At 63.8% G+C, this 22,771-nt stretch carries 17 protein-coding genes; 8 read left to right on the forward strand and 9 right to left on the reverse strand.

The annotated features are described in order from the left end of the window. Positions 1 to 8 precede the first annotated feature (8 nt). Both HWV23_RS00370 and HWV23_RS00375 read right to left on the reverse strand, forming a co-directional pair. On the reverse strand, positions 9 to 1,268 hold the full coding sequence (locus HWV23_RS00370; RefSeq protein WP_178291582.1) for an ABC transporter substrate-binding protein: 1,260 nt from the start codon (positions 1,266 to 1,268) through the stop codon (positions 9 to 11). Positions 1,269 to 1,358: 90 nt separating this feature from the next. Beyond that, positions 1,359 to 2,951, reverse strand: a complete 1,593-nt coding sequence (locus tag HWV23_RS00375) for a class I adenylate-forming enzyme family protein (RefSeq protein WP_178288409.1) — start codon at positions 2,949 to 2,951, stop codon at positions 1,359 to 1,361. Positions 2,952 to 3,073: 122 nt separating this feature from the next. Here HWV23_RS00375 and HWV23_RS00380 point away from each other — a divergent pair, with 122 nt between their 5' ends. Next, positions 3,074 to 4,204 carry an acyl-CoA dehydrogenase family protein gene (locus HWV23_RS00380; RefSeq protein WP_178288411.1) on the forward strand — a complete coding sequence of 377 codons (1,131 nt, stop codon included), beginning with the start codon at positions 3,074 to 3,076 and terminating at the stop codon, positions 4,202 to 4,204. A 27-nt stretch (positions 4,205 to 4,231) separates the two neighbouring features. Here the strand turns inward: HWV23_RS00380 and HWV23_RS00385 are convergent, their stop codons facing one another. Next, positions 4,232 to 6,070, reverse strand: coding sequence for an acetyl-CoA carboxylase biotin carboxylase subunit (locus HWV23_RS00385; RefSeq protein ID WP_178288413.1), 1,839 nt, complete (start codon positions 6,068 to 6,070; stop codon positions 4,232 to 4,234). A 105-nt stretch (positions 6,071 to 6,175) separates the two neighbouring features. Further along, complete coding sequence (locus HWV23_RS00390; RefSeq protein ID WP_178288415.1) at positions 6,176 to 6,916, reverse strand: SDR family NAD(P)-dependent oxidoreductase; 741 nt, start codon at positions 6,914 to 6,916, stop codon at positions 6,176 to 6,178. A gap of 88 nt (positions 6,917 to 7,004) precedes the next feature. Here HWV23_RS00390 and HWV23_RS00395 point away from each other — a divergent pair, with 88 nt between their 5' ends. After that, positions 7,005 to 8,687, forward strand: coding sequence for an acetate--CoA ligase (locus HWV23_RS00395; protein WP_178288417.1), 1,683 nt, complete (start codon positions 7,005 to 7,007; stop codon positions 8,685 to 8,687). A 100-nt stretch (positions 8,688 to 8,787) separates the two neighbouring features. Continuing rightward, positions 8,788 to 10,101 carry a dihydrolipoamide acetyltransferase family protein gene (locus HWV23_RS00400; RefSeq protein WP_178288419.1) on the forward strand — a complete coding sequence of 438 codons (1,314 nt, stop codon included), beginning with the start codon at positions 8,788 to 8,790 and terminating at the stop codon, positions 10,099 to 10,101. A gap of 12 nt (positions 10,102 to 10,113) precedes the next feature. Here HWV23_RS00400 and HWV23_RS00405 read toward each other — a convergent pair whose 3' ends face one another. Both HWV23_RS00405 and HWV23_RS00410 read right to left on the reverse strand, forming a co-directional pair. After that, entirely contained in the window at positions 10,114 to 11,082 is a 969-nt protein-coding gene (locus HWV23_RS00405; RefSeq protein WP_178288421.1) for an alpha-ketoacid dehydrogenase subunit beta, read from the reverse strand. Further along, entirely contained in the window at positions 11,079 to 12,095 is a 1,017-nt protein-coding gene (locus HWV23_RS00410) for a thiamine pyrophosphate-dependent dehydrogenase E1 component subunit alpha (RefSeq protein WP_178288423.1), read from the reverse strand. The genes HWV23_RS00405 and HWV23_RS00410 overlap by 4 nt, the downstream gene beginning before the upstream one ends. A gap of 157 nt (positions 12,096 to 12,252) precedes the next feature. Here HWV23_RS00410 and HWV23_RS00415 point away from each other — a divergent pair, with 157 nt between their 5' ends. Continuing rightward, positions 12,253 to 13,320, forward strand: coding sequence for a 2,3-butanediol dehydrogenase (locus tag HWV23_RS00415; protein ID WP_178288425.1), 1,068 nt, complete (start codon positions 12,253 to 12,255; stop codon positions 13,318 to 13,320). Positions 13,321 to 13,437: 117 nt separating this feature from the next. Then, positions 13,438 to 14,661: an acyl-CoA dehydrogenase family protein gene (locus HWV23_RS00420; protein ID WP_178288427.1), complete on the forward strand. Its 1,224-nt coding sequence runs from the start codon at positions 13,438 to 13,440 to the stop codon at positions 14,659 to 14,661. Between the two features lie 31 nt (positions 14,662 to 14,692). On the opposite strand, the gene HWV23_RS00425 is transcribed toward HWV23_RS00420, so the two are convergent. The 3 genes from HWV23_RS00425 to HWV23_RS00435 form a co-directional block, all read right to left on the reverse strand. Beyond that, positions 14,693 to 16,705 (reverse strand): AMP-binding protein, encoded by a 2,013-nt coding sequence (locus HWV23_RS00425; protein ID WP_178288429.1) that lies wholly within the window; start codon positions 16,703 to 16,705, stop codon positions 14,693 to 14,695. Between the two features lie 220 nt (positions 16,706 to 16,925). Continuing rightward, entirely contained in the window at positions 16,926 to 17,738 is an 813-nt protein-coding gene (locus tag HWV23_RS00430; RefSeq protein WP_178288431.1) for an SDR family oxidoreductase, read from the reverse strand. Then, on the reverse strand, positions 17,738 to 18,619 hold the full coding sequence (locus tag HWV23_RS00435) for a beta-keto acid cleavage family enzyme (protein ID WP_178288433.1): 882 nt from the start codon (positions 18,617 to 18,619) through the stop codon (positions 17,738 to 17,740). The genes HWV23_RS00430 and HWV23_RS00435 overlap by 1 nt, the downstream gene beginning before the upstream one ends. A 291-nt stretch (positions 18,620 to 18,910) precedes the next feature. On the opposite strand from HWV23_RS00435, the gene HWV23_RS00440 reads away from it, so the two are divergent. The 3 genes from HWV23_RS00440 to HWV23_RS00450 all read left to right on the forward strand — a co-directional run bounded on the left by HWV23_RS00440 (position 18,911) and on the right by HWV23_RS00450 (position 22,711). Next, the gene (locus HWV23_RS00440) at positions 18,911 to 20,590 is read left to right on the forward strand and encodes an acyl-CoA carboxylase subunit beta (protein ID WP_178288434.1); all 1,680 of its coding nucleotides are present in this window, start codon (positions 18,911 to 18,913) and stop codon (positions 20,588 to 20,590) included. A 78-nt stretch (positions 20,591 to 20,668) separates the two neighbouring features. Further along, entirely contained in the window at positions 20,669 to 21,808 is a 1,140-nt protein-coding gene (locus HWV23_RS00445) for an acyl-CoA dehydrogenase family protein (protein ID WP_178288436.1), read from the forward strand. Between the two features lie 96 nt (positions 21,809 to 21,904). After that, positions 21,905 to 22,711, forward strand: a complete 807-nt coding sequence (locus HWV23_RS00450; protein ID WP_178288438.1) for an enoyl-CoA hydratase/isomerase family protein — start codon at positions 21,905 to 21,907, stop codon at positions 22,709 to 22,711. Positions 22,712 to 22,771: the final 60 nt, after the last annotated feature.

Genomic DNA, 22,771 nt, shown 5'->3' on the forward strand with positions numbered 1-22,771 from the left:
CCCATTTTTTATTGAGGCGAACTGTTCCGGTCACCCCACTCCGGCGTCGGTAGCCAGACGTCACCCGTCGCGAAGTTTTCGGGGTACAGCAGCGTCATCTCCTGGTCCTGCCATTGCCGGACCGCCTCGTTCTTGTACTGGTGGAGGTTCCAACCGGTCTCGTGGAACTGGGTGCGGCCGAGCGTCGTCTCTATGTCGGTCTCCGCGATGGCCTGATTCACGTCGTCGGCGTTCGTCGAGCCCGCCTCTTCGAGGGCGTTTTCGTACACCATGCCCGCGGCGGTGGCGTAGGAAAGCGGCATCTCCGCCATCGCGTCCTGCCGCTCGTTCCACATCTCGACGTACGTGTCGACCCGGTTGTAGTCGTAGCGGCGGTCCCACCACGCGCCGTTGAACATGTAATCGACCTGCTCGCCGAGCGTGTCGACGATGACCGTCTGGGAACTGTAGTTCTGATAGTGGATGTCGACGTTCAGATCCGCCTGCTGGGCCTGTTCGGCGAACCGCGCCTCGTCGGCGGGGAACCCGGACAGACAGAGGATGTCGGGGTCGGCGCTCCGAATGCCGCTGATGATGTTCGAGAAGTCCTGCAGGTCAAGCGGGTACTCCTCTTCGTAGGCGATTTCGAAGCCTGCCCCTTCGAGGTTGTCTATGAACGACTGACCCAGCGTGCTCGTGTAGGCGGCCTCGGCCCGGAGCGCCGCCACCGTCGACGGTTCCTCCATGTCGTGTGCGCCCCAGTCGACCGACGAAAGGAAGTTCGGGAACGATTTCCCGTACTCGTTCGTCTTGCTGAGCGTCGAGTAGTAGTATTCGAGGTCCCGGTCGAAAATCGCGGGATCGGACGACGCCCCGCTCACCATCGGAATCTGCTGTTGCTGTGAGACGACCGACGCCGAGTAGTTCGTCGGACTCCCGTAGGGGCCGAACAGGAAGTCGACGCCGTCCTGTGAGGCGAGTCGGTTCGCCAACTCCCGCGCTCGGTCGGGGCTGCTTTCGTCGTCGTAATGGGTGAGTTCGACGTCCCGGTCGAGGATACCGCCGTTGTCGTTGACGTGGTCCCGCCAGATCTGGAACCCGGTGTGGTACTGTTGGCCGAGTACCGCGCTCGATCCCGAGAGCGACGCCGTGTATCCGAACGTTAGTGGGCCGCTTTCGCCACCGCCGTCACCGAGACAGCCGGCCGCCGAAGCGAGGCCGACTGCACCGACGGAACCTTTCAGGAACGTACGCCGATCAACGTGGCTAGTCTGGTGCCTCTCAGGCATGATAGGGAACACATAACATGGAAACTTATACCCTTCGGTGGTTTCTATAAACGAAGCTACACGTAAACCGGGTGAATCGGCCTGTTTCCGCTACTGGTAGTAATCCCGTTTTTCTTCGGACAACTCGAACTTCTGAATCTTTCCGGTCGTGGTCTTCGGGAGTTCCTCCACGAACTCGATTGATTTGGGGGTCTCGAACCCGGCGAGGTTCTCGCTGCTGTATTCGAGGACGGCCTCTTCGCTGGCCTCGGATTCCGAACGGGGCACGACGAAGGCCGTCACGGCCTCGCCCCATCTGTCGTGGGGCAAGCCGACGATTGCCACCTCGGCGACGTCCGGGTGGTCCAGGAGTACTGATTCGACCTTCTGGGTCGAGACGTTCTCGCCGCCGCTCTTTATCATGTCCTTCTTGCGGTCGACGAACTTCAGGAGGTGGTCCTCGTCGAAGTAGCCCATATCGCCCGAATGGAACCAGCCGTACTCGAAGGCCCGTTCGGTCTCGGACTGGTTCTTGAGATACCCTTCCATGACGTTCGGGCCCCGGTAGACGATTTCGCCGACCTCCCCCTGCGGGAGGAGGTTGCCCTCCTCGTCCATGATGGCGACGTCGGTGTTGGCGTTACCGGTGCCCCAGTAGTTGCCCTCCTTTTCGAGTTGCCACTCGGGTTGGTAGATGACCGTCGGCGGGTAGGCCTCGGTCTGGCCGCTCCCGAGCGCGAAGTCCGCGTCGAACGTCTCGATGCACTGTTTCAGCGTTTCGTTGCCCATCGGCGTCATCGCGTACAGACAGAACCGAAGCGTCGAGAGGTCCCGCTCCTCGATGTCGTCACGGGCCAGTAGGCCTTCGTACATGACGGGCAACAGGAACGACCACGAGAGGTCCCGCTCCTCGACGTCGCCCAAGAACTGGTCCGGGTCGAAATCCCGACGAATGACCGTGGTCGCCGAGACGTGCATGGCCCCTTTGACCATCGTGAGTTGGGCACAGTGGAAAAGCGGCATCACGCTCCCCATCACGTCGTGACGCGTCAGGTCGGCGTTCGCGACCACGTTGAGCGAACCGGTATGAATCGTCTTGTGACTGTGGAGGACGCCTTTGGGCATCGACGTCGTCCCGCTCGTGTACATGATCTGTGCCAGGTCCGAGTCCTCGATTTCGACGCCCTGCTCCGAGTCGTCGTGGCCCGCCGTGAACGCGCGGAACGACTGGGCGGGGACGTCGTCACCACCCCACTCGAAGGCCGCGACCGTCTCCATCTCACGGCCTTCGAGAAGCGGTGCCGTCTTCTCGTAGAAGACGTCGTCGACCAGGAGCGCGTCGGCCTCCGAATGGTCGAACTCGTAGGCGATGTCGTCGGCCGTGATTTCAGGGTTGATGAACACCGGGACGATGCCGGCCTTGAGCGCGCCGAAGTAGGCTTCGAGGAACTGCAGGGAGTTGCCGGCGACGACGGCGATTCGGGATCCCTTCTCGTAGCCGGCTTCGAGCAACGCGTTCGCGGCGCGGTTGGCCCGGCGGTCGAACTCCAAGAACGTGACCTGCTCGTCCTTCTCGGGGACGATGAACCCCGGCTTTTCCGGCGACCGGTTGCCGGCCCGACGGGCGATATCACCCGCAGCGATGCGTCCGATTTCGTTGGCACGCTCGACATCGATAGCCGTTTCACTGGCTTCCAGAGACATGGTAGCCGATTACAAACAGGGAATAATAAGAGTATGCCCGAACGTACAGCCGACCGTTCGGATAGTTGAGATAAGCTTTATCCGGTGAATGGACCGACGTAGAGTGAATTGGAATACCTACAATGTTCGAGTTAACCCAGCAACAGCGTGCAGTCCGGAAGACTGCACGGGAGTTCGCCGAAAGCGAAGTCGAACCGGTCGCCCGTGAAGCCGAAGAAACCGAGGAGTGGCCCCGCGAGGTGTGGGAGGCGGCCGTAGAGGCCGACCTCGTCGGCGTCGAAATCCCCGAGGCCTACGGCGGCCCCGGCATGGAGATGGTCGAGAGCGCCCTCGTGAGCGAGGAACTCGCCCGCGTCGACGCCGGGATGTGTGCCGCCCTCGGCACCTCATTCGGCTCGCGTATGATAGCCGAATACGGCACCGAAGAACAGAAGGACCGCATCCTCCGTGGCATCTGCTCGGGGGAGCTTATCGGTGCCCTCGCCAACACCGAACCGGCACACGGCAGCGACGCCGCCAGTATCGAGACCACCGCCGAGAAGGACGGCGACGAATACGTCATCGACGGCGTCAAGACGTTCATTACTCACGGCACCATCGCCGATTACGCCGTGACGACGGCACGGACCGGCGGCGACGGCCACGGCGGCATCTCGGCGTTCATCGTCGAAACCGACCGCGACGGCTTCGAGGTCGAATCCGAGATTCACAAGATGGGCTGGAACGCGAGCGAGACGGCTCAACTCCGGTTCGATAACGTCCGCGTTCCCGAGGAGAACCTCATCGGTCAGGAGAACCACGGCTTCTACCAGCTCATGGATTTCTTCGAACAGGAGCGGGTCGGCATCGCCGCCCAGTCGCTCGGCATCGCACAGGGGTGTCTCGAACACTCCCTGAAGTACGTGCGCGAACGCGAGCAGTTCGGCCAGGAAATCGGCAAGTTCCAGGCCGTCCGCCACAAGGTCGCGGATATGGCCGTGAAAGTCGAAGCGGCCCGCCGACTCACCTACGACGCCGCCGCCAAAATCGATGCCGGCGAGGACCCGACGAAACTCGCCAGCATGGCGAAACTCTACGCCAGCGAAATCGCCGAAGAGGTCGCCAGCGACGCCGTCCAACTCCACGGTGGCAACGGCTACACGCGGGATTACCCGGTCGAACGACAGTTCCGCCACACCAAAATCTATCAGGTCGGCGAAGGCACCAGCGAGATTCAGCGAAACATCATCGCCGACGAACTCCTCGAAGACTAGCGACGACAGCAGTCCGCGATTCAGGATTCACTCCAGCGCAAGAAGCGTATCACCCATATCGACGCTGTCGCCCGACGAGACGGCGACGTGTGTCACCGTCCCGCCGGAGGGAGCCACGACATCGTTTTCCATTTTCATCGCTTCTAACACACAGATTACGTCGCCGGACGCCACCTCGTCGCCTTCCTCGACGTTGACTTCGAGGATGGTTCCCTGCATCTCGGCGGTTACCTGTTGGCCCTCCAGCGTGGCGGCCTGGTCGCCGCCCGACCCGCCCGAAGCGCTCGTCGTCCCGCCGCCGGCACCGCCGCCACCGGCCGCCTGCTGGCCGGCACCGTTCGTCGGCAGGCCGGGATTTTCGAGTTTCACGTCGAAGCGCTTGCCGTCGACCTCGATGGTCAACTCCTGGGTCGTCGTCCCGTCGCCGCCGCTTGCTGCCGCCTCACCGTCGGTGCCCCACTTTGCTTGGGCCTCCTCGATTCGCTCAGTATCGAGGTCCTCGTCGAGGTACTTGGTGTGGTGTGTCCCGTCGACGAACGGCCCGTCGGTCAACATCAGCCGGTGGAAGGGGATGATGGTCGGGATGCCCTCGATGTCGTACTCGGCGAGGGCACGCCGCGAGCGGGCGAGACACTCCTCGCGGTCGGACCCGTGGACGATGAGTTTCGCGACCATCGAGTCGTAGTCGGTAACGAGGTCATCGCCCTGTCGGAGGGCGTCGTCCATTCGGACGCCGATACCGCCCGGCGGGTCGTAGGTTTCGAGTGTGCCACCCGTTGCGGGCGCGAAGTCCTCGGCGGCGTTTTCGGCGTTGATGCGGAACTCCATCGCGTGGCCGTCGAACGCGACGTCGGATTGGGCGAAGCCGATTTCGTCGCCGGCCGCCACTCTCAATTGCCATTTGACGATATCGATGCCCGTTATCTCCTCGGTGACGGTATGTTCGACCTGAATGCGGGTGTTGACTTCGAGGAAGTAGAAATCCGTGTCGTCGTCCAGTCGTTCGCCGGGGGCGCGGTCGGGGTCTTCCTCGACGAGGAACTCGACGGTCCCGGCGTTGTAATAGCCGGCGGCGTCGACACCCCGGCGAGCCGCCTCCAGAATCTCTTCGCGCAGTCCCTCGGAAAGAGCGGATGAGGGGCCTTCCTCGATGACCTTCTGGTGGCGGCGTTGCAGCGAGCAGTCACGCTCGCCGAGGTGGCGGACGTTGCCGTGTTCGTCGGCGATGACCTGAACCTCGATGTGTCGGGGGTTCTCGATATACCGCTCCAGATAGACCGAATCGTTGTCGAAGTAGGCTTCGCCCTCGCGTTTGGCGCTTTCCAGTTGTTCCTCGATTTCGCTTTCCTCGCGGACGATTTTCATCCCGCGGCCGCCACCGCCGCCTTCGGCCTTGATGGCGATGGGATAGCCGTGTTCCTCGGCGAAGGTCCGGACTGCGTCCGGTTCCTCGATTGGGTCGGTCCCCGGGACGATGGGAACGTCGGCGTCGCTCATCACGGCGCGGGCTTTGGTCTTCTCGCCGAGTTGCTCCATCGCGTCGCTGGAGGGGCCGACCCAGACCACGCCGTCGGTCGATTCGACCTTCCCGGCGAACTCGGCGTTCTCCGCGAGGAAGCCGTAGCCGGGGTGGATGGCGTCAGCGCCGGCCTGTTTGGCGGTCTCGATAATCGCCTCGTGGTCGAGATACGAGTCGGCCGCACGGGCGGGGCCGACGTTGTAGGCTTCGTCGGCAAAGCGGACGTGGCCGCCGTGTTTGTCGGCCTCCGAGTACACCGCGACTGTCCCGATTCCCAGATCCTTACAGGCTCGTATTACCCGCACTGCAATCTCTCCACGGTTCGCTACGAGTACCTTATCGAACATTCACTCGTACAACTGCGCCCATCTCCCAAATAAATTACCCACCGAGAACTGACGGTCCGAGCGGAATACCGAAAACGCGGTTTCAGCCGTCTTCTACGTCGGAAATCACAGGAACCCGCCGTCGATTTTCAGTGCACGGCCGGTGATGAACGAGGCGTCATCGCTCGCGAGAAACGCGACGCCAGCGGCCACTTCCTCGGGGTCGCCGAGCCGCGAGACCGCGCTCCGACGGCGCATCCCCTCGGCTTGCTTTTCGCTGTACCATTCCTCCAGCATCGGCGTCTCGATGGCGCCGGGACAGACCGCCGTCACGCGTATATCGTACTCACCGAACTCCTGAGCGATGCTCTTGGTGAAATGCAGGACGGCGGCTTTGGTCATCGCGTACGTCGTAAACGAGGCGGGAAGCCACCCGGCCAGCGACGACGTGTTGACGATGGCGCCACCGCCGGAGGCACGCATTATCGGCAGCACCGCTCGACACCCGTTCCAGACGCCGTTGAGGTTGACGTCGACGAGTTTGTCGCGGTGGGCTTCGTCCGTCTCTTCCAGAGACCGCCGCTCGCCGATGCCCGCGTTGTTGAACAGGACGTCGATGCCATCGTACGTCTCGCCGACCGCGTTCAGGACCGACTCGACGGCCTCGTAGGACCGAACGTCCAACTCGCGGAACTCCGCCGTCCCGCCGGTATCCTCGATTTCGTCGGCCACCGCCTGACCGCCGTCGGTGTCGACGTCCGTAACGACGACCGTAGAGCCCTCTTCAGCGAAGCGTTTCGCCGTCGCCGCACCGATGCCCGATGCGCCGCCGGTCAGCACCACTGTCTTGTCTTCGAGTCCGCGCATGGTATGGCTCGGCGTGGCACTCCTAAATAACTACGGCCCGGCCGAATCGGCGGAAAGTATAACTGGTGGCTCCCGGCAGGGTATTCGTATGGGAGAGAGTGCCACGAGTAGCGGTGAGCGTCTGGACGCGTATTACTTCCACGAGGAGGACTGGGAGAGCTACGAGGCCCTCTACGAGGCCTTCGAATGGGAGATCCCGGAACGGTTCAACATCGCGACGTACGTCTGTGACCGCTGGGCCGACGACGAAGACCGGACGGCGATTTACTACGAGAACGAAGCGGGCGAGACCGACGAGTACACCTTCGGCCAACTGCGCGACGAGGCGAACCAGTTGGCGAACTACCTCCGCTCGCAGGGCGTCGAGCGGGGCGACCGCATCGGCGTGAATCTGCCACAGAAGCCGGCAACCGCCGTCGCACACCTCGCCTGCTGGAAACTCGGCGCGGTTTCCGTCCCGCTGAGCGTGAAGTTCGGCCCGGAGGCCCTGTCATACCGGCTCGACGACGCCGGCGCCGTCGCCTGCATCGTCGACGACGTGAACGTCGATACCCTCCGGGAGGTCCGCTCGGACGTCGACTCGCTGCGGACGGTACTGACCGTCGACACCGACCCCGAGAGCGACGAAGCGGACTTGGCGGCCGCCATCGCGAACCAACCGACGGCCTTCGAGACGGCCGACACGAAGGCCGAGGACCCGGCAATCATCATCTACACCTCGGGGACGACCGGCGCGCCGAAGGGCGTCCTGCACGCTCACCGGTTCTTCCTCGGTCACCTGCCGCTGTTCCTCTCGGACTTCTGTAACGTCGCCATGTCCGAGGACGACGTCTTCTGGCTGCCTTCCGAGTGGTCGTGGATCGCCGCCTTCGACATCGTGTTTCCGGCGTGGTTCTACGGCAAGCCCACCTTGGCCTACGAAGCCGACGGGTTCGACCCGGAGGCCGCCTTCGACCTCATCGACCGATACGACGTGACCGTGACGTTCGTCCCACCGACCGCACTCCGGATGATGAAGGGCGTCGACGACCCCGAACGGTACGATGTCTCGTCCCTGCGGGTCATCGCCTCCGGGGGCGAGGCACTGGACCGGGACACCTTCGAGTGGGCCTTCGAGACGTTCGGCGACGACGTCGCGGTCCACGAGGGGTACGGCCAGACGGAGGCGAACATGCTCATCGCCAACTGTACCGCGCTGATGGACTACAAGGTCGGCAAACTGGGGCGTCCGGGTCCGGGCCACGAGATAGCCATCCTCGACCCCGAGACCGCCGAACCGACGGTTCCGACGGGCGAGGTCGGCGAAATCGGCGTCAGGTACGCCGACGACCCAGTCTGCTTCCTCGAATACTGGAACAAGCCGGAGAAAACCGACGCCAAAGTTCGGAACGGCTGGCTCCTCACGGGCGACCTCGGCCGTGTCGACGAGGACGGCTACTACGAGTTCGAGAGCCGGAAGGACGACGTCATCATCTCGGCGGGCTACCGCATCAGCCCCGAGGAAATCGAGGAAACCCTCGCCGGGCATCCGGCCGTATCTCAGGCGGGCGTCGTCGGCGTCCCCGACGAGGAACGCGGGGAGGTACCGAAGGGGTTCATCGAACTGGCCGCCGACTACGAGGAGACGGACGAACTGCTGGCCGAACTGCAGGAGTACGTCAAATCACAGCTCGCACGCTACGAATACCCCCGTGATATCGTCGTCCAGGAGGCGCTTCCCAAGACCACGACGGGAAAGGTCAAGCGGAGTGAACTGGAGGACGACCAATGAGCCGGCCTATCGCTCGCCCCGACGAGCGAGAAACGGTCGCGAACCGCGGCACCGCGTGGCGTCCGGACGACGAACCCGTGTCCGCGATGGAGGGTATGACATGGAGGTAGTTACCCTCCCCAAACTCGGCATCAGCGACGAGGGCGAACTCCTCGCGTGGGAGGTCGAAATCGGGGAGTCGGTCGACGAAGGCGATCTCCTCGCGACCTTCGAGTCCGACAAGGCCTCCGCCGAGGTGACGGCGACTGCGAGCGGCGTCCTCCTCGAAACGTACCTCGACGAGGGCGACGTCATCCCGATAGAACCCGGCCGTCCCATCGCCGTCATCGGCGACCCCGACGACCAACCACCGAGCTACGACGAGGTCGCCGACGGCGAACCGTCGGCCGCATCCGACGGAGACGAGGATGCCGCGACCGAGGAAACCACAACCGACGACGACTCCTCGGGAGGCGACACGCCGTCCGAAGACGTCAAAGCCACACCTAGAGCCAAGAAATACGCCGAAGAGGAAGGCGTCACCCTCGGCGCTGTCGAAGGGACCGGGCCGCAGGGAGCCATCACCGAGGACGACGTCATCGCCTATCAGGAGGCACAAGCGGGGGCTGACGGACCAACGGCCGATGACGGGGCCGAGGCCGACGACGAAAGTGACGACGAAGCGGAACCGGAAGGAGCCACGGAAGCCGAGTCGACCGAGGACGACGAAACCGGCCCGACGGTCACCGAACGACGCGAACTGAGCAGGACACGGCGGACGATAGCCGAACGATTGTCGAAGAGCGCTCGCGAGAAGCCACACGTGATGGGGACCCGCGAAATCTCCATCGAGCAGGCCGAGCAGTTGCGGGAGCGTCTGAACGAGACCGGCAAGCACGACGTGTCGCTGAACGACCTCATCCTGTTGGCGGTCGCCAGAACGCTGGAGGACATGCCGGCGTTCAACGCGTGGTACCGGGACGAGGCCCACGAGCTGCTGTCGGAGGTGAACGTCGGCTACGCGGTCGATACGCCGAACGGGCTCATCGTTCCGGTCCTCGAAGACCTTCAGGCGAAAGACGTCGTAGAAATCGGTACGGAACGGCGAACCAAGGTCGAGCGCGTTCGCAACGACGAACACACGCCCGAGGACCTCAGCGGCGGGACGTTCACGGTGACGAACGTCGGGTCGCTGGGCATCGACGTTTCGTATTCCATCATCAACCCCCCGCAGGTCGCCATCCTCGCCATCGGCCGGCGCAAGCCGGTCGCCTTCGAGCGTGACGGCGAGGTGGAATTCGAGCGGGCGATTACGTTCAGCCTCACGATAGACCACCGGGTCCTCGACGGCGCCGACTCCGGGCGGTTCCTCGAACGCCTCGACGAATACCTTCGGCACCCCTACCAGCTACTGACGGAGTTGGCGGGCACGTAACTCCGCCGTCCCTCAGAACGTCCGCCGAATCGCTGCCAGTATTTCTTCGGTGTCCGGGATTACCTCGTCCTCCAGCGGCGGGCTGAACGGAATCGGCGTGTCCTCGACGCCGACCGTCTGCGGCGGGGCGTCGAAACTGAAGAAGTCGTTCGAGACGACTTCGCTTACGATGTATCCCTGCGTCCCGTAGCGGAGCGGCGTCTCGTCGACGGCGACCAGTCGGCCGGTTTTGCGGACGCTCTCGCGAATCGTCTCCGTATCCAGCGGCGCGAACGTCCGGGGATTGACGACTTCGACGTCGATGTCCCCGGCGAGTTGCTCGGCCGCCTCCATCGCCCGATGGAACATCTGTTGGGTCGCGACGACGGTAACGTCCTCGCCGGTCCGTTCGACGGCCGCCTCGCCGAGCGGGAGGGTGTACTCCTCGTCTGGCACCTCGCCTTTCTTGCCCATGAGGTTCTTGTGCGGGAGGAAAAAGACGGGATTGTCGTCCCGAATGGCGCTTTTGAGCAGTCCCTTGGCGTCGTAGGGAGTGCTTGCGGTGACGACGACGAAGCCCGGTTGGTTGCCCATCCACGCGTGGACGCTCTGTGAGTGTTGGGCGCCCGAGCGGATGCCCGCTCCCGAGGGGGCGAGGACGGTCATCGGGAGGGTGAACTGGCCGCCACTGATGTAGCCCATCTTGGGAATCTGATTGACCATCTCGTCGCCGGCAGTCGCAGCGAAGTCCGCGAACTGCAGTTCGGCCACGGGACGCATCCCACCGACCGCCGCGCCGAGAGCGTGACCGGTGATGCCGATTTCCGACAGCGGCGTATCACGGACTCGCTTGTCGCCGTACTTCTCCTGAAGCCCTTGCGTCTCGCCGAAGTTCCCGCCGAAGTCGCCCACGTCCTCGCCGACGACGTAGACCCGTTCGTCCCGCTGCAGTTCCTCGTCGAGCGCCTCGCGGAGGGCCTCGGTGATGGATTTCTCCGTCATCGGTCGCCCCCCTCCTGTCCGTAGAGTGGCTCCTCGTAGATGTCATCGTATGCCACCTCGGAGTCCGGGAAATCGCTTTCCTGTGCGAACTCGACCGCCTCTCTCGCCTTAGCCTCGAACTCGGCGTATCTATCGTCGTATTCGGCGGCGGTGATGTGGCCGGCTTCTATCAGTCGGTCACGGAACGACGTTAGCGGGTCGGCCTCGCTGGCGTCGGCGTCCGTCTCGGTTCGGTACTGCTGTTTGTCCCCCTCGAAGTGGCCGCGCATCCGGGTCACGCGGCTCTCGATTACCGTCGGCCCGCCGCCGGAACGCGCCCGGTCGACGGCCGCCGAAACCGCCTCGTGGACGGCGACCGGGTCCGACCCATCGACCGATTCCGTGGGCATATCGAGTGGCTCCCCGTAGTCAGATAGCTGCTCTATCGGGAGGTTCTCGGCGTCGTAGGAGATGGCGAACTCGTTGTTCTCGATGACGTAGACGACAGGGAGGTCCCACGTGGCTGCGAACACGAGCGCCGTGTGGAACGAGCCCCGTGAGGTGCCACCGTCGCCAATCGTCGAGACGACGACGTTGCCCGTCTCCCGCATCTGCTGTGCGAGGGCGATGCCCGCCGCCGGGTTCTGTCCGGACCCGATGGTGGCAGCGTGACCGTAGAGGTGCCGGTCGTAATCGGCCAGATGCATCGACCCGCCTTTGCCCCGGTTCGGTCCGGTTTCCTTCCCGTATATCTCGGCCATCGCCTCCGGCATCGGGACGCCCTTGACGAGGTACTGGCCGTGGAGTCGTGACCCGCCGACGGCGAGCCAGTCGTCCGGTGCCATCGCGACGCCCATCCCGGCGTGGGACGCCTCGTGGCCGTGACAGAGATGGAGGAATCCCGGAACGTCGCCTTCCCTGAACTGTTCGAGCGCCGCGTCGTCGAAGGCGCGAATCCGCATCATCTCGTCGAGGAGCACGTCGGCCGTCTCTCTCGGCAGGTCGTCTACGTCTGGGTTCGACTCGCTAACCATGAACAGTACTGTGTCCCCTTCGACCGATTATAAATGTGTGCCTCGGTGTCACCCAACACCTCCAGACTACCATCGCGACTGGCAACGACGGCCCCACCAGCCACGAGGTGTGTTCTCGGGGCGCACTTATTTGAGGTGGCACCCGAAACAGCCGTGTATGCGTGCAGCAGTCTACCACGGCCAACGAGACGTGCGAGTCGAGGACGTCGACCCCCGACCGGTCGGCCCGGACGACGTGGAAATCGAAGTCGCCTACTGCGGTATCTGTGGGTCGGACGTCCACGAGTACGCCGCCGGCCCTATCGCCATCCCGGACGAAAATCCCCATCCGCTCACCGACGAGACGCTGCCGCTGACGCTGGGCCACGAGTTCAGCGGGACGGTCCGAGAGGTGGGTGAGGCCGTCGACGACGTCGCGGTCGGTGACCGCGTCACCGTCAACCCGGCCATCTGGTGTGGCGACTGTCGGTTCTGTCAGGAGGGCGATTACCATCGCTGCGTTGCTGGCGGGAGTATCGGGCTCGCCGGATGGGGTGGTGGACTCGCCGAACGAGCCGTCGTCCCTGCCACACAGGTCGTCCCCGTTCCCGACGACGTCGGCCTCGATTACGCCGCGCTCGCCGAACCCTATGCCGTCGCGCTGCACGCCGTCCGTCGGTCGAGCCTCCAGTCCGGCGACGACTGTGTCGTCTTCGGTGCGGGGCCAATCGGACTCGGTATCGCCCAGACCAGTCGGCTCGCAGGGGCGCGGCGTGTCTACGTGAGCGAACCGCAGGACGGACGCCGGGCCGTCGCTGACGAACTCGGGATGGAAGCGATAGACCCGACCGAAGACGACCCCGTGCGGCTGGTATCGAGCGAAACGGACGGCGGTGCCGACGTGGCCTACGAAGCGGCGGGCGTCGAACCCGCCCTCGAAGCCGCACTCCGGACCACCGTTCGCGGCGGCGAGGTACTGTTGGTCAGCGTCTTCGAGGAGGAAGCGACGATTCAGCCGAACTACCTGATGATGGCCGAACGGTCCATCGTCGGCTCTATCGCCTACCGGACCGGACCACGGGCCGCCGACTACGAGTTCGCGGCCGTCTTGGAGGCAATCGCCGACGGGCGACTGGACCCCGAACCGCTCGTCACGAAACGCATCGGCCTCGACGACGTGGTTAAAGACGGTTTCGACGCGCTCACCGACCCCGACGAACAGGTGAAGATACTCGTTTCGCCCTGAGCCCTACGTCGTTCCTCGTTTTCCTACCTCACCGCTGCTACGGTGTACTCCGAGCACTGACCCCTCGGACCTGACCCGTCATTATTTAACGTGGTACGTGCTTACATCCGCACGTCAATGCACCTAGTCGACTATCCCGAGTCCGACCGGGCGAACGAACTCGCTCGGAAGACACGGGACCTGATGGATGAGGTAATCCTGCCGTTCGAGCGAGACCTCGGCCCCGGTGAGGCGATATCGGATTCCGAACTGGAATCGCTCCGTGAGGCCGCCAAGGACTACGGCGTCTACTGCCCCCAGATGCCGGAGGAGTACGGTGGGATGGGCGAATCGTTCCGGGATTCGCTGGCCGTCTTCGAGGAGGCCGGCCAGTCGCTGTTGGGGCCGCCGGCCCTTCGGGTCGATGCGCCCGACGAGGGCAACATGCACACCATCGAACTCGCGGGGACGGAGGCCCAGAAGGAGCGGTGGTTACCGCCACTAATCGAAGGCGAGGCGAAGTCCGCCTTCTCGATGACCGAACCGGCACCCGGCGGCGGGTCGGACCCGAAGATGATCAAGACGACCGCCGAGAAGGACGGCGACGAGTGGGTCATCGACGGCCACAAGTGGTGGACATCGAACGGCTACGAGGCCGACGTGTTCCTCGTGATGGCCCGCACCGATCAGGATGCTCACCCCTACGAGGGCTGTTCGATATTCCTCGTCCCCGCCGAGGCAGACGGGCTCGAACTCGTCCGCGACGTGCCCTCGATGGACAGTTCGATGCTGGAGGTAAGCCACGCGGAGGTGCGATACGACGGCGTTCGCGTCCCCGAGGAGAACATCCTCGGCGCGGAAAACGAAGGGTTCCAGATTGCTCAGCGCCGACTCGGGCCGGCGCGGCTGACTCACTGTATGCGCTTCTGTGGGATGGCCGACCGCGCGCTCGCCATCGCTCGGGCGTATATGCAGCATCGGGACGCCTTCGGGTCTTCGCTGGCCGACAAGCAGTCCCTTCGGCACAAAATCGCCGAGCAGGAACTCGCGTTGCATACCACTCGGACGACAACCCGTGATGCCGCACGGCGCATAAGCGAGGGCCATCAGGCCCGCATCCCCGTTGCGATGTGTAAGGTCAAAGCCGCACGGATGGTCCAGGAGGCCGTCGACCTCGCCATCCAGTGTTGTGGCGGCGCCGGCCTCTCCCGGGACCTCCCGCTCGTCGATTTCTACGAGGGACTTCGCTTCTTCCGCATCGGCGACGGCGCCGACGAGGTCCACCTCCGGTCGATTGCCCGCGAGGCCTTCGAGGACGAACACGTCGCCGACGCCGACCTCGCGAACCTACCGGAGTTCTGACCGGGCCGCACCGTCGTTCTCGTTTTCGTTCCTACCGCGGGTCTTCGAGCGCCGCGAGCGCCTCGGGGTTCTCGATGCTGCTCATATCGCCCAGTTCCTCGCCGGTGTAGATTGCCTCGACCGCACGGCGGATGATTTTGCCCGACTGCGTTTTTGGGAACTCGTCGACGAAGAGCACCTCGCGAGGCCGGAACGGTTTGCCGAGTTCCTCGCCGACCATCTCGCGGACCTCCTCGCGGAACGCGGTCGTCTCCTCGATACCTTCCTCGACGATGACGTACAACACCACTGCGGTCCCGGTCGTGTCGTCGGGCGCCCCCACTGCGGCGGCCTGATTGACGCCGTCGTGTTCCATCGCCGCGCCCTCGACTTCCGCGGGGCCGACCTTCCGGCCGGCGACGTTCAGGGCGTCGTCCGCACGGCCGTGCAGGAACCAGAAACCGTCCTCGTCCTTCTGGGCCCAGTCGCCGTGGTCCCACATCGGCGGGTCCTCGAACCGCGCCCAGTATTCGTCGAGATAGCGCTCGTCACCGCTCCACAGCGATTTGGTCATCGACGGACAGGAGTCGCGGGCGACCAGATAGCCACGCTCGTTGTCCTCCTTGATGGATGCGCCGGTCGCATCGACGATGTCGATGTCCATCCCGAGGCCGGGGCCGCCGAGCGTACACGGCTTCAGCGACTGGATGGGCATCGGCATCAGGAAACAGCCCATGATTTCGGTGCCGCCGGAGATGTTGATAATAGGCGTGTCGCCCCCGCCGACGTTTTCGTAGAACCACATCCAGGATTCGGGGTCCCACGGTTCGCCCGTCGACCCGAGCAGTCGAAGCGACGAGAGGTCGTGGCCCTCGACCCACTCGTCGCCCTGCTTGCGGAGCGCCCGGATGGCGGTCGGCGAGATACCGAACTGCGTGACGTCGTGGCGGTCGATCATCTCCCAAAACCGGTCCGGTTGCGGGTAGTCGGGTGCCCCCTCGTACATGACGATAGTGCCGCCAAAGGCGTGATTGCCGATGAGCGTCCACGGCCCCATCATCCAGCCGATGTCCGACACCCAAAAGAAACGGTCCGACGGCTTGAGGTCGAAGCCGAAATACACCTCCTTGGCCGCCTGCATGAGCGCGCCAGCGTGGGTGTGGACGATACCCTTCGGCTTCCCCGTCGTTCCCGACGAGTAGAGGAGCATCGACTCCTGGTCGCTCGGGAGGGACTTGGTCTCGTAGTCGTCGTCGGCCTCGGCGACGGTATCGGCCCACCACTCGTCGCGGCCGTCGGTCATGGGCACCGAGAGGTCGGAGTCGGCAGCGCTGGCGCCGAGCCGGTCGAAGACGATCACCGATTCAACGTCCGTGTCGGCTTGTGCGATGGCCTCGTCTGCGGACGATTTGAGCGTCACGGGGTCGCCCCGACGAAGGAAGCCGTCGCCGGTAAAGAGGACGTCCACCGCGGGGTCCTCGATGCGAGTAGCAGTCGCGTCGACCCCGAACCCGGAGAAGATCGGCACGGCGATAGCGCCGACCTTGAAACACCCATAGAGGATGGCCGTAACTTCCGGCACCATCGGCATGTAGAGGCCGACGGTATCGCCGGTCCCTACGCCGCGGGCTTCGAGGGCGTTGGCGACCTGATTGGCCTGTCGGTGTAACTCGTGGTAGGTGACTTCCCGAACCTCGCCGTCCTCGCCCTCCCAGATGCAGGCGACCTTGTTGCGGGTCTCCGAGTCCCGGGCGGCGTGACGGTCGAGGACGTTGTGAGCGGCGTTGAGTTTGCCACCCGGATACCAGTCGGAAAACTGGGGGCCGTCGGTGTCGTCCCTGACCCGGTCGTAGTCCTCGTAGAACTCGATGTCGAGGTAGTCGACGAGGTCGTCCCAGAACCAGTCGACGCCGGAGGCCTCGACGCCATCGACGTCGGTCGTCGTCCGCTCGATTAACTCCTCGTAGTCGTCGATGTCGTAGGCCTGCATGAACTCCCAGACGTTCGTCGACTCGACGAACTCACGGCTCGGCTCGTGGACTATCTCCGTGACGCTGTCTGACATAGTGTCCCACTTCGATGAAAATGGGTTCAGGTGATAATCTTTACTGTCACCGAACTCCCTCCGGATTGAGGCCATCCGGATATTCCTTGACACGCGTCGTCAGTAGCTGCTGAGCGGTCCGCTCGAATACTGCTGGCGGCGTAGGTCGGCATACCGTATAAAAGACATAATGGTTTCGGTGGTTCGACCCAACGTCGAGGCCACCGAATCGGGCGAGCGGTTAGAAATCGAACGGGAGCGGTGCGGTCAACTGGCCGCCGTCGACGGTGAAGTAGCCGCCGGTGACGTAGGCCGCGGCGGGACTCGCGAGGAACACCACGGTCGGAACGCAGTCCGCTGCCGTCCCGAAGCGCCCGGAGGGGATATCTTCGAGGAGTTCGTCGGGCAGGGACCCGCCGGTCGCGCCCTTGATTCCCTCCGTCTCGATGACGCCGGGCGCGACAGTGTTGGCTCGGATACCGTCCTCGGCCCATTCGGCGGCAATCGTCTGCATGAGGTTGTGGATACCGGCCTTACCCGCCCCGGAGTGGGCGTGGAACGGCGCGCCGCGCTCGGAGTTGGTCGCGCCCATCGCCAGGATGACGCCGCCGCCCTGCTCGCGCATGTGTTCGGCGGCCGCGAACGTACAGTAGGCGGTGCCGTCGAGAATCGTCCCGACGACCGCGCGCCACCCATTGGGAGTGAGTTCCTCGGTGGGCGTCACGAAGTTCGCACCCGCGTTGTTGACGAGGATGTCGATGCTCCCGAGTTCGTCGACGGTCGTCTCGACCATCCGTTCGACTGATTCGTACTCGCGGACGTCAACGGTCGTCGCACAGGCGTTCTGGCCTTTCTCCTCGATTTTCTCGGCGACCGGTTCGAGGTGGTCCATGTCACGACTGGCGATGGCGACGTCGGCGCCGTGGTCGGCGAACGCGAGCGCGATTTGCTCGCCGATGCCGGTGCCGCCACCGGTGATGAGCGCGACTTCCCCCCCCAGAAGGTCGTCGGTAAATATCTCGGTACTCGCCGGCGTGTCTCCAAGCCCCGCCATTATACCATCCCCAGAATTTCGCGGGCCTCGTCAGGCGTCGCGGGTTCGCGGCCGACGTTGCGCGTCATCTCGGCGGCCTTGCCGACGAGTTCGGGGTTGGTCGACATTTCGCCGTTCGGCAGGTAGAAGTTGTCTTCGAGGCCGACGCGGACGTTGCCACCCATCGAGAGGGCGGCCGACGCCAGCGGCCATTGGTCCTCGGAGATGCCGATGACCTGCCAGTTGGCGTTCTCCGGGAGTTCCCGGACCTGATTGGCGAGGTTATCGATGGTGGCCGGAATCCCGCCGAGGACGCCCATGATGAGGCTGAACTGAAGCGGGTGGTCGAGGTCGCCCGATTTCAAGAGCGGGCGCGTGTTCCCGATATGCCCCGTGTCGAAACACTCCAACTCAGGCTTGATGCCGGCCTCGTTCATCGTCTGTACGAACGTCTGAATGTCGTCGAAGGAGTTCTCGAAGACCATGTTGAACACGAAATCCTCGCGGGATTCGCTGTATTTCGCGTAGTTCATCGACCCCATGTTGAGGGCCGCGATGTCCGGCTGGACCTCCCGCAGGTACTCCAGCCGTTCCTCGACGGTCGCGTCCATCGCGCCGGTCGAGAAGTTGATCAGGATGTCCGTTCGGTCGCGGACCTCGTCGTAGATTTCCTGATAGGTGTCGGTGTCGAAGGTCTGCTCGCCGTCGTCGGTCCGTGCGTGGATGTGGGCGATTGCGGCGCCGTTCTCGCGGGCGGCAGCGGCGTCCTCGGCGATCTCCTCGGGCGTATACGGAATCGCTTCACACTGGTCCCGCGTCGTCAGCGCACCGGTTAGCGCGGCCGAGATAATCGCCTTATCCGGGTCGTTTCCTTTCGTGGATGCTTGGTTTTCGATTGTCATGGTTGGGTGGATTCATCACATCACGAGTCGGGACCACCCTCTCGGCGGAAGGGAGGGTGGACGCTCCTGATGCTTGATCTCACACGTCATGCTACGATTATGGCCGGACTACTTATGTGCTTCGTCGGTCCCACCGACGGTACACGGTGAGGGTGGACGAACCTGTTCTCACCACGATGCCCGGTGGATAATCCCCCTGACCAGTACAATTATTACCATCCGGAGAATCTGAAGTACCAGACGAAATCGGCGGGAATCATCGGCCGGTTTAGCGACCAATCAGTCAAAACAATGAAAATAGATATTGACGGCGATTTCGACGAGCGGACTGCGCGAGCGATAGTCACGGCCATCTCCCAACATTTCGGGGAGCCGATAGAATTGAAAGGCGACGAATCGTCGCCGACCGAGTCCTTCGACGAGGCGGTCATCACCGAACGGGAGGAGGCGATTCGCGATGAAATCGAGGAAATCATGTCCGGCGGTCCCGAGCGGGGCCACGAGAAAATCGAAGAGTTGGGCAAACTCTTCGTTCGGGAACGGATGGACCTCGTCTTCGACGACGTGACCTTCGAGAACGGTACGTTCGCGGGCCTCGATAACGACGACTGGACGCCGGCCGACGGCCTGATAACCGGCGTCGCCGAAATCGATGGCCGGGACGTCTACTTCTCGGCGAACGACTATACCGTAAAGGCAGGCTCAATCGGGAATCAGGGCATCGAAAAGCAGGTTCGGCTGAGCGAGCGCGCCGTCGACGCGCGTTCGCCCATCATCCGGCTCATCGACTCGACGGGCGCCCGACTCACGCCGGGCGAACGCGACGAAACCGAGTCCCACGCCGACCGCTACACCGGCGGGAAGTCCTTCTTCAATCAGTGTATCCACTCGGGACAGGTCCCACAAATCGGCATTCTCTATGGGCCGAACATCGCCGGGTCGGCGTACACGCCCGTCTTCTGTGATTTCCTGATCATGGTCGAGGGGACCTCCGGGATGGCTATCGCGTCGCCCCGAATCGTCGAGGAGATGACTGGCGAGCAGACCGACATGCAGGCACTCGGCGGCCCGGAGGTCCACGCGAAACACTCCGGGAGCGCCGACCTCGTGGTTCCCGACGAGGAGACCGCCGCCGAGAAGGCGCGACAACTCCTGAGTTATCTCCCCGACGACCACAGCGACTCGCTGCCGACGAGGCCGTCGAAACCGCCGTCGCTCAACCCCAAGAGCCTCGATAGCGTCATCCCCGACCAGCCGAACGAGGCCTACGACGTCAATCAGGTCATCAACCGGGTCGTCGACGACGGGTCGTGGCTCGAACTGAAGCCCGATTTCGCGCCGGAAATCGTCACCGGATTCGGGCGAATCGACGGCAGCCCCGTCGGTGTCGTTGCGAACCAACCGGACCACGTCTCCGGAGCTATCTTCCCGGATTCGGCCAACAAGGCCGCCGGATTCATCTGGAAGTGCGACGCCTTCGGCATCCCGCTGGTCTACCTCTGTGACACGCCGGGCTTTATGATCGGTTCACAGGTCGAAAAGGACGGCGTCCTCCAGAAAGGCCGGAAGTTCATCTACGCCACCTCGAACGCGCAGGTGCCGAAGTTCTGTGTCATCACTCGCAAGGCCTACGGCGCCGGCATCTACGCGATGGCCGGCCCCGCCTTCGAACCGGACGCCACCCTCGCACTCCCCTCCGCCGAACTCGCGGTCATGGGCCCCGACGCCGCCGTTCGTGCCGTATTCGCCAGACAGATCGATGAAATCGACGACCCCGCCGAACGGGAGGCGTTCATCGAGGAGAAAAAACAGCAATACCGCAAGGACATCCGCAAGCAGGCCTCGAACATGCAGGTCGACGAACTCGTTCCCGCCGGCGACCTCCGGGAGCAACTCGTCGGCCGACTGAACGCGCTGGATAACAAGCAGCGCACGGAGTACGACCGTAAACACGGGACGGTCCTCTTCTGAACGACACGGCGGCTTTCCTCGTGAGGTATCGGCGACGGTGGGCGAAGCGTATATGGTTCTGGCGGGGTGGCATTCGGTATGGCCTTCACAGTGTCAGCCGAACACGAAGCGGTTCGGCAAGCGATTCGCGAGTTCGGCGAAAACGAGATTCGGCCGGTGGCGAAGGAATACAACGAGACAAAGCGCTATCCTGCGGAGTTGCTCGCGGAGGCGGGGAGCTATGACTTCGTCGCCCCCAAAGTTCCCGAAGAGTACGGGGGAGCGGGCATGGACACGCTTGCGGAGTTGCTGATTACCGAGGAGCTCTGGCGGGCGGACCCCGGCGTCGGCGGCTCCATCGCCGCGGCCCGGTTCGGCACCGAGATGCTGTTGAAGTACGGCGACGAGTGGATGAAAGAAGAGTGGCTCCCGAAGATAACCGCCGGGGAGACCCCAATCGCGACGGCCATCAGCGAACCCGCACACGGTTCGAACGTCGCCGGGATGGAGACCCGCGCGGAGAAGGATGGTGACGAATACGTCATCAACGGCAGCAAGATGTGGATCACGAACGGAACCGTCGCCGACGTCTGTATCGTGATGGCCAAGACCTCCCCCGAGGACGGCAACCAAGGCATTACGGCGTTTCTGACGCCGACCGACGTCGGCGGCTACAATGCCGAGCGCATCACGAACAAACTCGGCATCGCGGCCCAGGACACCGCCGAAATCGTCCTCGATGACCTCCGAGTCCCTGCCGAGAACGTCATCGGGGACCTCGACGAGGGCTTCTACCAACTCATGGAGTTTTTCGCCCCCGCGCGGGCCGACGTCGCGGCCCAGGCGACCGGCGTCGCACAGGCCGCCCTCGATGCGGCGCTGGATTACGCGGGCGAACGCGAGCAGTTCGGCCAGCAAATCGGGGAGTTTCAGGCGATTCGACACAAACTCGCCGAGATGGCGACGGATATCGAGGCCGCCCGCTCGTTGACTTACCGGGCGGCCGGGGCACTCGAAGACGGCGAGGACCCGCTGGCCACCCGAATGGCCAGCATGGCGAAACTCTTCGCCAGCGAACACGCCGTCGACGTGACCGACGAGGCGATTCAGGTCCACGGCGGGGCCGGCTACGTCTCCGACCACCCGGTCGAACGCTACTACCGGGACGCGAGGGTCACGAAGATCTACGACGGAACCAGCGAAATCCAGAAGAACATCATCGCCGACCACCTCCTGTAGGCGCCCACACCGCGGCCGCCGACGGGTGATTCCGAGGAAAAGCTTTTGTCGGTTTCGGGGGTCCTGTCGGATGGGTCGATTTCGACCTGCGACACCATGACACTCGATACGACAGCACTCTCCAACGACGACCTCTCCGTCACCAAAAGCGACGACGAGGTGGTCGTCCGAGCGACGATAGACCGCCCCGACAAGCACAACGCGCTGAACGACCGCGTCCTGAACGGCCTGATGGACGTGATGGACGCCGCGGACGAAAGCCCCGCCCGCGTCGTCGTCATCCGTGGGGCCGGAGGGACCTTCTGTTCCGGCGGCGACCTCGAGGGGATGGACGAAACCGAGGATCCGCCGATGGAGGAGCGTCGCCGAAACTCCTCGAAGCTCAGCGATCTCTTCGAGCACATGGTCGACACGTCCGCCCTCACGGTCGCGGCGGTCGAAGGCTACTGTCTCGCCGGCGGGTGTGGGCTGGCCGCGGCCTGCGAGTTCGTCGTCGCGGCCGACGACGCCGAGTTCGGTACCCCGGAAGTCAACGTCGGGATGTTCCCGATGCAGGCGATGGCCTCGATTCTGCCGGCCGTCCTCGAAAAGCAAGGCCTGAAGATGCTGTTTACGGGCGACCACGTCTCGGCGACCGAGGGCCGAGAAATCGGCCTCGTCACGGACGTCCTCGACGCCGACGAATTCGAGGGACGCCTCGACGCCTACGTCGACAAACTCGCCGCGAACAGCCCGGTGATGATATCGATGGGGAAAGAGGCCTACCACACTCAGCGGGACATGCCGTTCGACCGGTCGCACAACTACCTCAAGGAGATGCTTACGCTCCTCATGGAAAGCGAGGACCACGAGGAGGGCGTCGCCGCGTTCGTCGAGGACCGCGAGCCCGATTGGAAACGATAGGACCGTAGCCACCGGACCGTCATTGAGGATTTTTCATCGGCCACACGCCCATCCCCGCAA

Source organism: Natronomonas halophila, from assembly GCF_013391085.1.
In the GTDB taxonomy this organism is placed as follows: domain Archaea; phylum Halobacteriota; class Halobacteria; order Halobacteriales; family Haloarculaceae; genus Natronomonas; species Natronomonas halophila.

Excerpts from the sequence above, each read along its gene's own strand:
- HWV23_RS00405 (WP_178288421.1), bottom strand. The coding sequence starts at position 11,082 with ATGACGGAGAAATCCATCACCGAGGCCCTCCGCGAGGCGCTCGACGAG.
- HWV23_RS00420 (WP_178288427.1), top strand. The coding sequence starts at position 13,438 with ATGCACCTAGTCGACTATCCCGAGTCCGACCGGGCGAACGAACTCGCT.
- HWV23_RS00450 (WP_178288438.1), top strand. The coding sequence starts at position 21,905 with ATGACACTCGATACGACAGCACTCTCCAACGACGACCTCTCCGTCACC.
- HWV23_RS00375 (WP_178288409.1), bottom strand. The coding sequence starts at position 2,951 with ATGTCTCTGGAAGCCAGTGAAACGGCTATCGATGTCGAGCGTGCCAAC.
- HWV23_RS00435 (WP_178288433.1), bottom strand. The coding sequence starts at position 18,619 with ATGACAATCGAAAACCAAGCATCCACGAAAGGAAACGACCCGGATAAG.
- HWV23_RS00440 (WP_178288434.1), top strand. The coding sequence starts at position 18,911 with ATGAAAATAGATATTGACGGCGATTTCGACGAGCGGACTGCGCGAGCG.
- HWV23_RS00380 (WP_178288411.1), top strand. The coding sequence starts at position 3,074 with ATGTTCGAGTTAACCCAGCAACAGCGTGCAGTCCGGAAGACTGCACGG.
- HWV23_RS00445 (WP_178288436.1), top strand. The coding sequence starts at position 20,669 with ATGGCCTTCACAGTGTCAGCCGAACACGAAGCGGTTCGGCAAGCGATT.
- HWV23_RS00425 (WP_178288429.1), bottom strand. The coding sequence starts at position 16,705 with ATGTCAGACAGCGTCACGGAGATAGTCCACGAGCCGAGCCGTGAGTTC.
- HWV23_RS00370 (WP_178291582.1), bottom strand. The coding sequence starts at position 1,268 with ATGCCTGAGAGGCACCAGACTAGCCACGTTGATCGGCGTACGTTCCTG.
- HWV23_RS00410 (WP_178288423.1), bottom strand. The coding sequence starts at position 12,095 with ATGGTTAGCGAGTCGAACCCAGACGTAGACGACCTGCCGAGAGAGACG.
- HWV23_RS00415 (WP_178288425.1), top strand. The coding sequence starts at position 12,253 with ATGCGTGCAGCAGTCTACCACGGCCAACGAGACGTGCGAGTCGAGGAC.
- HWV23_RS00385 (WP_178288413.1), bottom strand. The coding sequence starts at position 6,070 with ATGTTCGATAAGGTACTCGTAGCGAACCGTGGAGAGATTGCAGTGCGG.
- HWV23_RS00430 (WP_178288431.1), bottom strand. The coding sequence starts at position 17,738 with ATGGCGGGGCTTGGAGACACGCCGGCGAGTACCGAGATATTTACCGAC.
- HWV23_RS00390 (WP_178288415.1), bottom strand. The coding sequence starts at position 6,916 with ATGCGCGGACTCGAAGACAAGACAGTGGTGCTGACCGGCGGCGCATCG.
- HWV23_RS00400 (WP_178288419.1), top strand. The coding sequence starts at position 8,788 with ATGGAGGTAGTTACCCTCCCCAAACTCGGCATCAGCGACGAGGGCGAA.
- HWV23_RS00395 (WP_178288417.1), top strand. The coding sequence starts at position 7,005 with ATGGGAGAGAGTGCCACGAGTAGCGGTGAGCGTCTGGACGCGTATTAC.